Source organism: Streptomyces sp. NPDC014676 (assembly GCF_043084105.1).
GTDB lineage: Bacteria > Actinomycetota > Actinomycetes > Streptomycetales > Streptomycetaceae > Streptomyces.
Genome location: NZ_JBIBZI010000008.1, coordinates 262,183 through 276,860 on the forward strand (window position 1 = coordinate 262,183; position 14,678 = coordinate 276,860).

The window sequence follows — 14,678 nt, forward strand, 5'->3', positions numbered from 1 at the left end:
CGAGCCGCGCGGGGCGCTGTTCCACAGGCGCCCCGCGCGGACTCGCATCCGGCCCCATCCGTCGAACATTCCGAAAGTCTCGGAGGACATGCGGTGAACGAACTGCCGCAGCAGCTGGTCAACGGCCTGCTACTGGGATCCATGTACGGCCTGGTCGCCATCGGCTACACAATGGTCTACGGCATTGTCCAGCTCATCAACTTCGCCCACGGCGAGATCTTCATGGTCGGCGCCTTCGGCGCGCTCACCGTACATCTGTACATCTTGCCCGACGGCACCTCCATCTGGGTCGCACTGCCCCTGATGCTGCTCGGCGCCGTGATCGTCGCGGTCCTGGTCGCCATCGGAGCGGAACGGTTCGCCTACCGCCCCCTGCGCAACGCGCCCCGCCTGGCCCCCCTCATCACCGCCATCGGACTCTCCCTCGCACTCCAGCAGGCCATCTGGGCCTTCTACCCCGAGGCGAAGTCCAAGCTGCCCTTCCCCCAGATCGAAGGCGGCCCCTTCACCATCGGCGGCGCCACACTCCAGACCGGTGACATCTTCCTCCTCGTCGCCGCCCCCATCAGCATGGCCTTCCTCGCCTACTTCGTGATGCGCACCCGCACCGGACGCGGCATGCAGGCCACCGCCCAGGACCCGGACACGGCCAAACTCATGGGCGTCAACACCGACCGCATCATCGTGGTCGCCTTCGCCCTCGGCGCCGTCTTCGCCGCCATCGGAGGCGTCGCCAACGGCCTCAAGTACGGCCAGATCGACTTCAAGATGGGCTTCATCCTCGGTCTCAAAGCCTTCACCGCGGCAGTCCTCGGCGGCATCGGCAACATCTACGGCGCCATGATCGGCGGCGTGGTCCTCGGCGTCGCCGAAACCCTCGCCACCGCCTACATCGCCGACATCCCCGGACTCGACAAGTTCGGCAGCCAGTCCTGGGCCGACGTCTGGGCCTTCATCCTCCTCATCCTCGTACTCCTGTTCAGGCCACAGGGCCTGCTCGGCGAGCGCGTCGCGGACAGGGCGTGACACCGATGACCACACAGACCACCGCTTCGACCACCGCGGCCACCCCCACCGCGAACACCTCCACCGGCCTCATCGGCATACCCCCGCACACCGGCCGGGCCCTCGCCACCGGCGGCAGCGTCCTCACCGTCGTCTCCACCTTCCTCGCCTGGACCTGGACCGCCGAATTCCCCGGCGACCTCACCTTCTACGGCTACCCCGGCGGACTCCAGGTCCTCGTCCTCATCGGCGGCGCACTCACCACCCTGTTCGGACTCGCCTCCTACGGCGTCAAGGGACTGGGCTGGCTCACCCCGGCCGGCGCCGACGCGGCCCTCAAGTACGCCGCACTCGGCACCTTCGCCACCGCCTGGTACACGATCCTCGCCATCAGCTTCCAGCTCGGCGGCCTCGTCAACCTCGAACCCGGCGGCTACGTCGTCGCCGTCGCCACGCTGACCGCCCTCCTCGGCGCCCTCGCCCTCCCCTTCGAACGGCCCGAACCCGACCCCTTCGACCCCGACGACACCGGCTGGGAGCAGTTCAAGCACAGGACCGGCCACAACATGGCCGTCCTCCGGGCGGCCTTCGCCTCCGACAGCCCGCGCCCCGTGCGCGCCCTGCCGTCCTACGCCGAGATCCTCATCATCGTCGCGGTCCTGGCACTCGCCCTGATCGTCTTCACCTACGGCATCGGCACCGAGTACGACGAACTCTTCGTCGGCTTCCTCATCACCGCCGGCTTCGGATTCGCCGCCCTCAACCGCTCCGGCCTGATCGCCCACGCCTCACAGATCACCGCACGGCACACCAACATCACCGTCTGCGGCGCCTTCGTCGCGGCCGCCTGCTTCCCCTTCACCCAGACCGACGACCAGTACGCCACCCTCGGCGTCTACATCCTCATCTTCGCCACGGTCGCCCTCGGCCTGAACATCGTCGTCGGCCTCGCCGGCCTGCTCGACCTCGGATACGTCGCCTTCCTCGGCGTCGGCGCCTACGCCGCCGCACTCGTCTCCGGCTCCCCCAGCTCACCCTTCGGCGTCCACTTCCCCTTCTGGGCCGCCGTACTCGTCGGAGCCCTCGCCTCCCTCGTCTTCGGCGTCCTCATCGGCGCCCCGACGCTGCGACTGCGCGGCGACTACCTCGCCATCGTCACCCTCGGCTTCGGTGAGATCTTCCGCATCGCGGCCAACAACACCGACGGCACCTCCGGCCCGGACCTCACCAACGGCTCCAACGGCATCGCCTCCATCCCGGACCTGAAGATCCTCGGCTTCGACCTCGGCACCCAGCACGACATCGCCGGCTTCACCATCGGCCGGTTCGCCAACTACTTCTTCCTGATGCTGCTCATCACGGCCGTCGTCGTCCTCGTCTTCCGACGCAGCGGCGACTCCCGCATCGGCCGCGCCTGGGTCGCCATCCGCGAGGACGAGACCGCGGCACTCGCCATGGGCATCAACGGCTTCCGGGTCAAACTCATCGCCTTCGCCGTCGGCGCCACCCTCGCCGGCCTCGCCGGAACCGTCCAGGCACACGTCACCTACACCGTGACCCCCGAGCAGTACCTGTTCGCCGGCACCACCCCGCCCAACTCCGCCTTCCTGCTCGCCGCAGTCGTCCTCGGCGGCATGGGCACCATCGCCGGACCCCTCATCGGAGCCGCGCTGCTCTTCCTGATCCCCAACAAACTCCAGTTCCTCGGCGACTACCAGCTCCTCGCCTTCGGACTCGCACTCGTCCTGCTGATGCGCTTCCGCCCCGAGGGCCTCATCCCCAACCGCCGCCGCCAACTGGAGTTCCACGAAGAGGACGACGCGCCCGCAGTCCTGAGCAAGACAGGGGCCTGACCACCATGACCACCGACACCACCACCAAGGACACCACCCCGGGCGCACCCGCCCCCGGCGAGACCGTCCTCGACGCACGCGGCGTCACCATGCGCTTCGGCGGACTCACCGCCGTCCGCGACGTCGACCTCACCGTCAGCAGCGGCGAGATCGTCGGCCTCATCGGCCCCAACGGCGCCGGCAAGACCACCTTCTTCAACTGCCTGACCGGCCTCTACATCCCCACCGAGGGCGAAGTCCGCTACAAGGGCAAGGTCCTGCCGCCCAAGTCCTTCAAGGTCACCGCCGCCGGCATCGCCCGGACCTTCCAGAACATCCGGCTCTTCGCCAACATGACCGTCCTGGAGAACGTCCTCGTCGGCCGCCACACCCGGACCAAGGAAGGCTTCTGGTCGGCCGTCCTGCGCGGACCCGGCTTCCACAAGGCCGAGGCAGCCTCCCGCGAACGGGCCATGGAACTCCTGGAGTTCGTCGGCCTCGACGCCAAAGCCGACCACCTCGCGCGCAACCTCCCCTACGGCGAACAGCGCAAGCTCGAGATCGCCCGCGCCCTCGCCAGCGAACCCGGCCTGCTGCTCCTCGACGAGCCCACCGCCGGCATGAACCCCCAGGAGACCCGGGCGGCCGAGGAGCTCATCTTCGCCATCCGCGACCAGGGCATCGCCGTCCTCGTGATCGAGCACGACATGCGGTTCATCTTCAACCTCTGCGACCGCGTCGCCGTCCTCGTCCAGGGCCAGAAGCTCGTCGAGGGCGACCCGGCCACCGTCCAGGGCGACGAACGCGTCATCGCCGCCTACATCGGTGAACCCATGGAGAACGACCCCGGCGCCGCCGAAGCCGCCGAAGTCGAGGCCGCCGAAGCCGCGGCCGAGGCCCAGGCCGAAGCCGCCACGGACGCCGCGCCCGGCAAGGAGAACGACCGATGACCGCACTCCTCGAAGTCGAGGACCTCAAAGTCGCCTACGGCAAGATCCAGGCCGTCAAAGGCATCTCCTTCAGCGTCGACGCCGGCGAAGTGGTCACCCTCATCGGCACCAACGGCGCCGGCAAGACCACCACCCTGCGCACGCTCTCCGGACTCCTCAAGCCCGTCGGCGGCCAGATCAAGTTCAACGGCAAGTCGCTCAAGAAGATCCCCGCCCACAAGATCGTCTCCCTCGGGCTCGCACACTCCCCCGAAGGGCGGCACATCTTCCCCCGCATGACGATCGAGGACAACCTCCGCCTCGGCGCCTTCCTCCGCAGCGACAGGGCGGGCATCGAGAAGGACATCCAGCGCGCCTACGACCTCTTCCCCATCCTCGGGGAACGCCGCAAGCAGGCCGCCGGAACCCTCTCCGGCGGAGAGCAGCAGATGCTCGCCATGGGCAGGGCGCTGATGTCCCAGCCCCAGCTCCTCATGCTCGACGAACCCTCCATGGGCCTCTCACCGATCATGATGCAGAAGATCATGGCGACCATCACCGAGCTGAAGTCCCAGGGCACCACCATCCTGCTCGTCGAGCAGAACGCCCAGGCCGCCCTCTCCCTGGCCGACCACGGTCACGTCATGGAAACCGGCAACATCGTCCTCTCCGGTACCGGACAGGACCTCCTCCACGACGAATCCGTCCGCAAGGCCTACCTCGGCGAGGACTGAAACACACGACGAGGCCCGCGCCCCCTGCCGAGCAGGGAGCGCGGGCCTCTCGCCGTACCGCGGGGCCTCAGCCCTTCGACGCCTTCTTCTCCTCCGCGTCGTCGATGACCGCCTGCGCCACCTGCTGCATCGACATCCGCCGGTCCATCGACGTCTTCTGGATCCACCGGAACGCCGCCGGCTCCGTCAGCCCGTACTGCGTCTGCAGCACCGACTTCGCCCGGTCCACCAGCTTCCGCGTCTCCAGCCGCAGACTCAGGTCCGCGACCTCACGCTCCAGCTCCTTCAGCTCCGTGAACCGCGACACCGCCATCTCGATCGCCGGCACCACGTCGCTCTTGCTGAACGGCTTCACCAGGTACGCCATCGCGCCCGCGTCCCGCGCCCGCTCCACCAGGTCACGCTGCGAGAACGCGGTCAGCATCAGCACCGGGGCGATGCTCTCCTCGGCGATCTTCTCCGCCGCCGAGATGCCGTCCAGCTTCGGCATCTTCACATCGAGGATCACCAGATCGGGCCGGTGCTCACGCGCCAGCTCCACGGCCTGCTCACCGTCACCGGCCTCACCGACGACGGAGTACCCCTCCTCCTCCAGCATCTCTTTGAGGTCGAGCCGGATCAGTGCCTCGTCCTCGGCGATCACGACACGGGTCGTCATCGGAGGCACGTGCGACTTGTCGTCGTCGGGCACGTCTGCGGGCTGGGGCGACTCGGGGGCGCTCACGTGGGCTCCTTGGTGCGGGGCAGGCCGGTACTGCTGACAAGAGCGTACCTAGAGGCGGCGACCAAGGGTGACCCGGTATGATTCCCTGTGCCAGTCCTGCCGGGTTGGTGGAATGGCATACACGGATGTCTCAAACACATCTGCCTGAGAGGGCTTGCGGGTTCGAGTCCCGCACCCGGCACTCCTGAAGTGGAGGATCACGTTCGCGTGATCCTCCACTTTTTGCTGCGTGGCGTCACGACCGCTCACGCACAGTGGCCGCATGGAACAGCACAGCCCTTCGATCCGCGCACATGCTGTCGCACTCATGCGACAGGGCGTTCCCAACCGTGTGGTGGCGGACCAACTGAACATCCCGCGAGGCACCATCGGCTGGTGGCGCTGCGAGGACCGCAAACTACGCGGTGAGGTGTACCGGCAGCCAACGGATTGCCCGAAGTGCACAGGCCGCGGCTTCGACAGAGTGGCGTACTCGTATCTGCTGGGTCTCTACCTCGGTGACGGCCACATCGTCTCGAAGCCGAAGCAGCATCACCTGTCGATCTTCTGCAACGCCGAACAAACTGGTCTGATCGCGGCCGCCGAAGACGCGATTCGCAAGGTGATGCCCTCACCCAGCATCGGACGCAACCACAAGCCCGGCTGCATCGAACTGAAGTCGTACACCAAACACTGGACGTGCATGTTCCCCCAACACGGCCCCGGCAAGAAGCACGACCGCCTCATCGCCCTTGAGCCCTGGCAGCAGGACATCGTCGACGAGCATCCCTGGGAGTTCATCCGCGGGCTCATCCATTCGGACGGCTGCCGGATCACCAACTGGACGACCCGCATGGTCGCCGGCGAGCGCAAGCGCTATGAGTATCCGCGGTACTTCTTCAGCAACAAGTCGGACGACATCAGGAAACTTTTCACGGACACGCTGGACAAGGTCGGCGTCGAGTGGACGACGCTGGCCCGTGGCAGCGACCCCTTCAACATCTCCATCGCCCGCAAAGCCTCCGTAGCCCTCGTGGACCTCCACGTGGGCCCCAAGTACTGACCGCCCCGGGGCCCGGCCCTGCTACTTGGGGCTGTCGTCCTCGCCGATGTGGTGGACGCGGACCATGTTCGTCGAGCCGGGGACGCCCGGAGGGGAGCCGGCCGTGATGACGACCGTGTCGCCCTTCGCGCAGCGGGCGTACTTCAACAGTAGTTCGTCGACCTGGTCGACCATCGCGTCCGTCGTGTTGACGTGGGGGCCGAGGAAGGTCTCCACGCCCCAGGTGAGGCTGAGCTGGGAGCGGGTGGCGGGGTCGGGGGTGAAGGCGAGGAGGGGGATGGGGCTGCGGTAGCGGGAGAGGCGGCGGGCGGTGTCGCCGGACTGGGTGAAGGCGACGAGGAACTTGGCGCCGAGGAAGTCGCCCATCTCCGCCGCCGCGCGGGCGACCGCGCCGCCCTGGGTGCGGGGCTTGTTGCGTTCGGTGAGGGGCGGGAGGCCCTTGGCGAGGATGTCCTCCTCGGCGGCTTCGACGATGCGGGCCATGGTGCGTGCGGTCTCGATGGCGTGTTTGCCGACGCTGGTCTCGCCGGAGAGCATGACGGCGTCGGTGCCGTCGATGACGGCGTTGGCGACGTCGGAGGCCTCCGCGCGGGTGGGGCGGGCGTTGTCGATCATGGAGTCGAGCATCTGGGTGGCGACGATGACCGGTTTGGCGTTGCGCTTGGCGAGTTTGATGGCGCGCTTCTGGACGATCGGCACCTGTTCGAGGGGCATCTCGACGCCGAGGTCGCCGCGGGCGACCATGATGCCGTCGAAGGCGGCGACGATGTCGTCGATGTTCTCGACGGCCTGGGGTTTTTCGATCTTGGCGATGACGGGGAGGCGGCGGCCCTCCTCGTCCATGATGCGGTGGACGTCCTTGATGTCGCGTCCGCTGCGGACGAAGGAGAGGGCGATGACGTCGAAGCCGGTGCGCAGTGCCCAGCGGAGGTCGTCCTCGTCCTTCTTGGAGAGGGCGGGGACGGAGAGGGCGACGCCGGGGAGGTTGAGGCCCTTGTGGTCGGAGACCATGCCGCCTTCGAGGACGGTGGTGTGGACGCGGGGGCCGTCGACGGCGGTGACTTCGAGGGTGACCTTGCCGTCGTCGACGAGGATGCGTTCGCCGGTGGTGACGTCGGTGGCGAGGCCGGCGTAGGTGGTGCCGCAGATGTCGCGGTCGCCTTCGGCGCCCTCTTCGACGGTGATGGTGAAGGTGTCTCCGCGTTCGAGGAGTACAGGGCCTTCGGTGAAGCGGCCGAGGCGGATTTTCGGGCCTTGAAGGTCGGCGAGGAGGCCGACGCTGCGGCCGGTCTCGTCGGCGGCTTTGCGGACCCGTCGGTAGCGCTCCTCGTGTTCGGCGTGTTCGCCGTGGCTGAGGTTGAGTCGGGCGACGTCCATTCCGGCGTCGACCAGGGCTTTGATCTGGTCGTAGCCGTCGGTGGCGGGGCCCAGGGTGCAGACGATTTTCGCTCGGCGCATGTTTCGAGCCTAGGGCTTACCGACCGGTAGCGACGTGGTGGCGTGTGACGACTCAACGGCCAGTGAATGAAGGGTTGTTGACAAGAAGTGTTGAATTGTGCGCCGGGTCGCTCCGATGAGCATGCGCACTTCTTGTTCCCGAATGCCGGTTCTACAGGCGGGGTGGCTGGAGGGTGAAACGGGCGTCGACCTCGGCGTGGACGTGCTGCCGCTGGGGTTCGAGGTCGAGGGGTGGGGGCGGGGTGTCCTCGGTGGCCGCGGTGAACGCCATGGAGCGGGTCCGGGGGAAGGGTTCGGGTCCCGTCGAGGTGTCGGTGAGTTCGATGAGGGCGGCGAGGGTGGTGCCGAGTGCCTCGGCGTATTCGCGGGCGCGCCGGACGGCGTCGTGCACCGCCAGTCGCCGTGCTTCGCGGTGGGCGGGGGAATCCGGGCGGAGGGTCCACCAGGGGCCGTCGACACGGGTGAGGTCGAGGTCGGCCAGACGGGTGATGAGTGCGCCGAGGGCGGTGAAGTCGCGCAGGTCGGCGGTGAGCCGGACGGTGCCGTGGTGGGCGCGGACGCGTTCGCCGCGGCCGTGGGGGCTGAGTTCCGGGGTGACGGTGAGGGCGCCGGTCTCGAGGTGTTCGACGGTGTCGCCGTAGGACTTGAGCAGGTCGTGGGTTTCCGTGGTGCGGCGGGTGAGGTCGTCGAGGGTGGTGCGCCGGTCGCGGCCGCGGGCGGTGCGGGTGACGGTGATGCGGGCGAGGTCGGGGGCGGTTTCGAGGTGGGCCTCGCCGCGGACGGCGAGATGGGGGGCGCCGGGTGTGCCGTACGGGTGAGGGGTGGTCATGTGTCCCACTGTGTCACCGGTCGTACGGGTGCGGGGAGGGTGCGGGACACCGGATCGCAACCTGGGGGGTCTGTTCCGCGTGGGCGTGTTCAGGTCAGAATCATCGGGCGAATCTACGCGCGTTGTTCCGTTGTTGTCCGAGGAGAGCCTGACATGCCGTTGAACCGCCGGAAGTTCTTGAAGAGGTCCGCCGTGACGGGGGCGGGGGTGGCGCTGGCTGGTACGGCGGCGGCCCCCGCGGCCGAGGCGGCCGAGGCGGGGCGGGGGAGGAAGCCGGTGAAGCGGTACGCGCTGACCGTGATGGGCACGACCGACCTGCACGGCCACGTCTTCAACTGGGACTACTTCAAGGACGCCGAGTACACGGACGCGGCCGGCAACGCGCAGGGCCTGGCGCGGGTGTCGACGCTGGTGGACCAGGTGCGCGAGGAGAAGGGCCGGCGCAACACGCTGCTGCTGGACGCGGGCGACACCATCCAGGGCACCCCGCTGACGTACTACTTCGCGAAGGTCGACCCGATCACCGCCGAGGGCGGTCCGGTGCATCCGATGGCGCAGGCGATGAACGCCATCGGGTACGACGCGGTGGCGCTCGGCAACCACGAGTTCAACTACGGTATCGAGACGCTGCGGAAGTTCGAGGAGCAGTGCGACTTCCCGCTGCTGGGCGCCAACGCGCTGGACGCGAAGACGCTGAAGCCGGCCTTCCCGCCGTACTTCATCAAGAAGTTCCACGTGAAGGGCGCTCCCCCGGTGAAGGTGGCGGTCCTCGGGCTGACCAACCCCGGTATCGCGATCTGGGACAAGGCGTATGTGCAGGGCAAGTTGACGTTCCCGGGTCTTGAGGAGCAGGCGGCGAAGTGGGTGCCGAGGCTGCGGTCGATGGGCGCGGACGTGGTGGTGGTGTCGGCGCACTCGGGGTCCTCGGGCACGTCGTCGTACGGTGACCAGCTGCCGTACGTGGAGAACGCGGCGGCGAACGTGGCGCGGCAGGTGCCGGGGATCGACGCGATCCTGGTGGGGCACGCGCACCAGGAGATCGCGGAGCTGCGGGTCGCCAACGAGGAGACCGGCAGGGAGGTCGTGCTGTCGGAGCCGCTGTGCTACGCGGAGCGGCTGACGCTGTTCGACTTCGAGCTGGCCTTCGAGCGGGGCCGCTGGCGGGTGGAGTCCGTGAAGGCGTCGCTGCGGGACGCGGCGACGGTGGAGGACGACCCGAGGATCACCCGGCTGCTGCGCGACGAGCACGCGCGGGTCGTGGAGTACGTCAATCAGGTGGTGGGGTCGGCGACCGAGACGCTGACGACGGTGGAGGCGCGCTACAAGGACGTGCCGATCATCGACCTGATCGGCAAGGTGCAGGAGGACGTGGTCAGGGCGGCCCTCGCGGGCACCGAGTACGCGTCGCTGCCGGTGCTGTCGCAGGCGTCGCCGTTCTCGCGGACCTCTCAGATCCCGGCGGGCGAGGTGACGATCCGGGACCTGTCGAGCCTGTACGTGTACGACAACACGCTGGTGGCGAAGCTGATGACGGGCGCGCAGGTGCGGGCGTACCTGGAGTACTCGGCGGAGTACTTCGTGCGGACGGCTGCCGGTGCGGCGGTGGACGTGGCGAAGCTGACGAACGCGGGCGGCCGTCCGGACTACAACTACGACTACGTCTCGGGGCTCTCCTACGACATCGACATCGCGCAGCCGGCGGGTTCGCGCATCAGGAACGTCACGTTCGGCGGCGCTCCGCTGGACGACGCGGCGCGGTTCGTGTTCGCGGTGAACAACTACCGGGCCAACGGCGGCGGCGCGTTCCCGCACGTGGCGTCGGCGAAGGAGCTGTGGGCGGAGTCGACGGAGATCCGGACCCGGATCGCGGAGTGGGTGACGGCGAAGGGTGTGCTGGATCCGAGGGACTTCGCGTCCGTCGACTGGAGGCTGACGCGGGACGGTACGCCGGTGTTCTGATCCCCGTTCCTCCGTACGGGTGATGGTCAGGTCCCGTCCGCCAGTGGGGTGAGCCGTACGGCTCGCCGGGCGGGCGGGATCTGTGGTGTGTGGGGGTGGAGGCCGAAGGTGGTGAAGGCGGTGCGGGCGGGCTGGGGGTAGGTCTGGCGGCCGGTGAGGTGGTTGAGGATCGTGGCGCTGCGCCAGGCGGCGAGTCCGAGGTCGGGGGTGCCGACGCCGTGGGTGTGGGGTTCGGCGTTCTGGACGTAGACGTTGCCGGTGACGGCGGGGTCCAGGTCGAGGCGGAAGTGGGCGTCGACGCGGGGCCGGCCGGCGTGGTCGCGGCGCAGGTGGGGGTCGAGGGGCGCGAGGAGGTGGTCGAGGGGGCGTGGGCGGTGGCCGGTGGCGAGGACGACGGCGTCGGTGGTGAGGCGGGTGCGGGTGTGCTGCACGGTGTGTTCGAGGTGGAGCTCGATGCGGCCGGGTCCGAGGCGTCCGGCGGTGCGGACGTGGACGGCGGGGGTGAGGACGGTGTCGGGCCAGCCGCCGTGGAGGGTGCGCCGGTAGAGCTCGTCGTGGATGGCGGCGATGGTGCCGGCGTCGATGGCCTTGTGGAGCTGCCATTGGGCGGGGACGAGCCGGTCGCGGACGGGTTCGGGCAGGGCGTGGAAGTAGCGGGTGTGGTCGGGGGTGAAGTGCTCGAGGCCGAGTCTGGAGTACTCCATGGGGGCGAACGCGCCGGTGCGGCCGATCCAGTGGAGGCGTTCTCGTCCGGCGGGCCGGTGGCGCAGCAGGTCGAGGAAGACCTCCGCGCCGGACTGTCCGGTGCCGACGACGGTGATGTGGCCGGCGGCGAGGAGGGTGTCGCGGTGGGTGAGGTAGTCGTCGGAGTGGATCACGGGGACGTCGGGGGCGTCGGTGAGGGGTCGCAGCGGTTCGGGCACCCGGGGCTCGGTGCCGATGCCGAGGACGAGGTGGCGGGCGTGGACGCGGCCTGCCGAGGCGGCCTGTCCGTCCGGGTCGAGCCGGGTGAGGTCGACGTGGAACAGGGCGCGTCGGGGGTCCCAGCGGACGGTGTCGACGCGGTGGCCGAAGTGGAGTGCGGGGAGGCGGTCGGCGACCCAGCGGCAGTAGGCGTCGTACTCGGTGCGTCGGATGTGGAACTGCTCGGCGAAGTAGAACGGGTAGAGGCGTTCGCGGTCCTTGAGGTGGTTGAGGAAGGTCCAGGGGCTGGTGGGGTCGGCGAGGGTGACGAGGTCGGCGAGGAAGGGGACTTGGACGGTGGCGTCGTCGAGGAGGAGGCCGGGGTGCCAGGTGAAGCGGGGGCTGCGGTCGTAGAAGGCGGTGCTCAGGGCGGGGAGGGGGTGGGCGAGGGCGGCGAGGGAGAGGTTGAAGGGGCCGATGCCGATGCCGACGAGGTCGTGGGGTGTGTCGGGGGGTGTGGGGGTCATCGGGGTCCTTCCGCGTGGGCCCGGTGGGCGGGGGTGAGGGGGCCTGCGAGGTCGCCGGGGCGGGTGGCGGGGTCCCAGCTTGTGGGCGCGTGAGGGCGACGCGCCCGGAAGGTTCGGGAATCAGACCCGAAAGGGGGTACGTCCGCAATGGTGAGGTGTGTGCGGGGTGTTCCCTGTCTTCTCTTCCGCCGGGGGCGGTTTCCTGGGGCGCGGGGTGGGTCCGGTGGCTGTGGTCACCGGCCTGCCGGTCTCCGGTCGCCCGCGTGAACCCTCGCGGATGTCGCAGCCGAGCTTCGCCCTTCCCGCCGTGCTCGCCGCCGCCGGGTCCGATCCGCTCGGGGCGGCTCTGGACGCGGTGGGTACGTACGGCGAGCACTGTGCGGTGCTGCCGGCGGAGGTCCGGTCGGTGTGCGGCGGGTAGGCCGGGCGCCGGGCGGGAGAGGGCGCGTCTTCCGGGGCCGTCGTGTCTACCGGCCGTCCGGTGCGGGGCTGTCCGTCGTCCGCTGACGGGGTGTGGCTCGGTGCACGGTGGCGATGGCCCTGTCCGCGGCCGCGCGCAGTGTGGTGTCGTCCCGGTCGGTGCCGGCCCAGGCGATGTGCCCGTCGGGGCGGATCAGGGCGGCGCGTACCCCGGTCCAGGCGTCCGGGGGTTCTTCCAGGGTGCCGGTGCGGACGGTGAGCCCTCGCAGCGCGCGGTCGTCGAGGGTGCGGTCGGCCGTGAGGTCGAGCAGGAGGTGGGCGTCCGGGGGCAGCAGGGTGAACAGGGTGTCGTCCGTGCCGGTGAAGGCGAGGTCGGTGGCGCGGGTGCCGGTGAGCGGGTGGGCCGTCGGGTCGGGGTGGGGGAAGGTGACCGCGAGGGCGGTGAGCCGCTCGGCCAGTGCGCGGTTGAGCTCGGGGAGTGTGGCGATCAGTTGGTTCAGTACGGCTCGCAGGTCGAGGCCCTCGGGTGTGAAGGTGGTCATCAGGGCGGTCTGGGCGCGGCTGTGCTCCGTCAATTGGGCTCCGACCGGGTGGCGTTCGCGGTGGTAGGTGTCCAGCAGGCCGTCCGGGGCCCAGCCGTTCAGTGTCGCGGCCAGTTTCCAGCCGAGGTTGTGCGCGTCCTGGATGCCGACGTTCATGCCGACTCCTCCGGCGGGGAAGTGCTGGTGGGCGGCGTCGCCGGCGAGCAGGACGCGTCCGCGCCGGTATGTGGCGGCCAGTCGGGTGGCGTTGCCGAAGCGGGAGAGCCACGAGGGGTCGCGCATGCCGAAGTCGTCCCCGGTGACGGCGAGGGTCTTCTGCCGCAGTTCGTCCAGGGTGAGGTCGCCGGGGCGCTGGGTGGTGAGGCTGTCGGGGCTGACGCCGACGACGCGGAACCGGTCGCCGGGCAGCGGCGCGACCATCACCCCGCCGCGGAGCGTGAAGGCGCTGAAGCCGGGCCGTGGCGGGCGGTCCAGGGTGACGTCGCCGAGCCAGCCGAGGACGGTGGACGGCGTGCCGGGGAAGTCGATGCCGGCGGCGGTGCGCACGGTGCTGCGGGTGCCGTCGCAGCCGACGACGTACGAGGCCCGGATCTCGTACGGTCCCTCGGGGCCGGTCACTTGTACGGTCACCGCGTCCGGGTGCTCGGTGAATCCGGTGAGGCGGTGGCCCCGTACGATCCGCGCGCCCAGGGCCAGCGCGCGCTCCTGGAGCAGTTCCTCGGTACGTGCCTGGGGCAGGGCGAGGGTGTACGGGAACGGGGTGTCCAGTGCCTGGAAGTCGAGCCGGTCGTCGAGCATCGCGAAGTGACCGCCCGGGATCGGCAGGCCCTCGTCGAGGAACGGCCGGTGCGCCCCGCGCGAGGCCAGCACCTCGATGGTGCGAGGGTGGACGGTGAGCGCCTTGGAGCGTCCGTCGATCCCGGCGCGTTCCTCGACGACGGTGACGGAGATCCCGCCCAGCCGTAGTTCGGCGGCGAGCCAGAGTCCGACGGGGCCCCCTCCGGCGATGACCACCTGCTGCTGTTCCATGAACCCACTCTCCTTGGTCAGTGACCAATTCCTTGGGGACGCAGTAAACTAGGTCAATGACCAATAGGCAAGCGGGTGGCCGGCTCGATCCGGGCACCGTGACCCGTGCCGCGCTGGACCTCCTGGACGAGAAGGGCCTCGACGCGCTGTCCACGCGTGCGGTCGCCGACCGGCTCGGCGTGCGGATGAACACCGTGCTGTGGCACGTGAAGACCAAGGCCCGGATGCTGGAGCTGATGGCGGACGCCGTGCTCGGCGAGATCCCGCTGGACGGGCTGCCGGCCGCGCCGGACGAGCGCGCCCGCGAACTGCTGCGCCGCTACCGCCGCGCCCTGCTCGCCCACCGCGACGGCGCCGCGCTCGTCGTCGGCACCTATGCCGCCGAACCGCACACCCTGCGTTTCGCCGACGCCCTGGTCGGCGCGCTCCTGGAGGGCGGCCGGGACGAGCGCGAGGCCGCCTGGACCTCGTGGACGGCCGTCTACTTCACCCTCGGTCTCGCCCAGGAGGAACAGGCGGCCGGGCACCGGGCGCCGGGCGCCGCCCTGGCGGACGCGGTCTCGAAGACGGCCCATCCCGCCCTCCACCGCGTGCTCGGCCATCTCGCCCCGGAGGCCTTCGACGAGCGCTTCGAACACGGCCTGACCGCGGTCCTCGCCCGGCGGTGAGCGGTGACCGGCGCGCGTCGGGGCCCGGGCTCCGGGCGGGGCGGGCTCCGGACAGGCCGGGCCCCACCCCCGTCCGT

General features: G+C 69.8%; 13 protein-coding genes and 1 tRNA gene. 9 read left to right on the top strand and 5 right to left on the bottom strand.

Going from position 1 to position 14,678, the window contains the following annotated elements; translation table 11 throughout:
• Positions 1 to 93: 93 nt before the first annotated feature.
• The 4 genes from ACF1DX_RS23690 to ACF1DX_RS23705 are packed head-to-tail and all read left to right on the top strand — an operon-like array spanning position 94 to position 4,500.
• Entirely contained in the window at positions 94 to 1,026 is a 933-nt protein-coding gene (locus ACF1DX_RS23690) for a branched-chain amino acid ABC transporter permease (RefSeq protein ID WP_391793118.1), read from the top strand.
• A gap of 5 nt (positions 1,027 to 1,031) precedes the next feature.
• Positions 1,032 to 2,858, top strand: coding sequence for a branched-chain amino acid ABC transporter permease (locus ACF1DX_RS23695; RefSeq protein WP_391793119.1), 1,827 nt, complete (start codon positions 1,032 to 1,034; stop codon positions 2,856 to 2,858).
• A gap of 5 nt (positions 2,859 to 2,863) precedes the next feature.
• Positions 2,864 to 3,787: an ABC transporter ATP-binding protein gene (locus ACF1DX_RS23700; RefSeq protein ID WP_391793120.1), complete on the top strand. Its 924-nt coding sequence runs from the start codon at positions 2,864 to 2,866 to the stop codon at positions 3,785 to 3,787.
• Positions 3,784 to 4,500, top strand: coding sequence for an ABC transporter ATP-binding protein (locus tag ACF1DX_RS23705; protein WP_391793121.1), 717 nt, complete (start codon positions 3,784 to 3,786; stop codon positions 4,498 to 4,500). The genes ACF1DX_RS23700 and ACF1DX_RS23705 overlap by 4 nt, the downstream gene beginning before the upstream one ends.
• A gap of 67 nt (positions 4,501 to 4,567) precedes the next feature.
• On the opposite strand, the gene ACF1DX_RS23710 is transcribed toward ACF1DX_RS23705, so the two are convergent.
• On the bottom strand, positions 4,568 to 5,224 hold the full coding sequence (locus ACF1DX_RS23710) for an ANTAR domain-containing response regulator (protein ID WP_030858815.1): 657 nt from the start codon (positions 5,222 to 5,224) through the stop codon (positions 4,568 to 4,570).
• A gap of 98 nt (positions 5,225 to 5,322) precedes the next feature.
• Here ACF1DX_RS23710 and ACF1DX_RS23715 point away from each other — a divergent pair.
• Positions 5,323 to 5,405: transfer RNA gene (locus ACF1DX_RS23715), tRNA-Leu, on the top strand.
• Positions 5,406 to 5,486: 81 nt separating this feature from the next.
• A complete protein-coding gene (locus ACF1DX_RS23720; RefSeq protein ID WP_391793122.1) occupies positions 5,487 to 6,266 on the top strand; it encodes a helix-turn-helix domain-containing protein in 780 nt (259 codons plus the stop codon).
• Between the two features lie 21 nt (positions 6,267 to 6,287).
• Here the strand turns inward: ACF1DX_RS23720 and pyk are convergent, their stop codons facing one another.
• Both pyk and ACF1DX_RS23730 read right to left on the bottom strand, forming a co-directional pair.
• Positions 6,288 to 7,724, bottom strand: coding sequence for a pyruvate kinase (pyk, locus tag ACF1DX_RS23725; RefSeq protein WP_391793123.1), 1,437 nt, complete (start codon positions 7,722 to 7,724; stop codon positions 6,288 to 6,290).
• Between the two features lie 151 nt (positions 7,725 to 7,875).
• Positions 7,876 to 8,553 (bottom strand): SIMPL domain-containing protein, encoded by a 678-nt coding sequence (locus ACF1DX_RS23730; protein WP_391793124.1) that lies wholly within the window; start codon positions 8,551 to 8,553, stop codon positions 7,876 to 7,878.
• A 153-nt stretch (positions 8,554 to 8,706) separates the two neighbouring features.
• On the opposite strand from ACF1DX_RS23730, the gene ACF1DX_RS23735 reads away from it, so the two are divergent.
• Positions 8,707 to 10,512: a bifunctional metallophosphatase/5'-nucleotidase gene (locus ACF1DX_RS23735; protein WP_391793125.1), complete on the top strand. Its 1,806-nt coding sequence runs from the start codon at positions 8,707 to 8,709 to the stop codon at positions 10,510 to 10,512.
• A gap of 26 nt (positions 10,513 to 10,538) precedes the next feature.
• Here ACF1DX_RS23735 and ACF1DX_RS23740 read toward each other — a convergent pair whose 3' ends face one another.
• Entirely contained in the window at positions 10,539 to 11,942 is a 1,404-nt protein-coding gene (locus ACF1DX_RS23740) for a lysine N(6)-hydroxylase/L-ornithine N(5)-oxygenase family protein (RefSeq protein ID WP_391793126.1), read from the bottom strand.
• 277 nt (positions 11,943 to 12,219) lie between these two features.
• On the opposite strand from ACF1DX_RS23740, the gene ACF1DX_RS23745 reads away from it, so the two are divergent.
• Entirely contained in the window at positions 12,220 to 12,363 is a 144-nt protein-coding gene (locus ACF1DX_RS23745) for a hypothetical protein (RefSeq protein WP_391793127.1), read from the top strand.
• A 46-nt stretch (positions 12,364 to 12,409) separates the two neighbouring features.
• Here ACF1DX_RS23745 and ACF1DX_RS23750 read toward each other — a convergent pair whose 3' ends face one another.
• Positions 12,410 to 13,933, bottom strand: a complete 1,524-nt coding sequence (locus ACF1DX_RS23750) for an FAD-dependent monooxygenase (protein WP_391793128.1) — start codon at positions 13,931 to 13,933, stop codon at positions 12,410 to 12,412.
• A gap of 56 nt (positions 13,934 to 13,989) precedes the next feature.
• Between ACF1DX_RS23750 and ACF1DX_RS23755 the strand changes: the two genes are divergently transcribed.
• Positions 13,990 to 14,601 carry a TetR/AcrR family transcriptional regulator C-terminal domain-containing protein gene (locus tag ACF1DX_RS23755; RefSeq protein WP_391793129.1) on the top strand — a complete coding sequence of 204 codons (612 nt, stop codon included), beginning with the start codon at positions 13,990 to 13,992 and terminating at the stop codon, positions 14,599 to 14,601.
• Positions 14,602 to 14,678 lie beyond the last annotated feature (77 nt).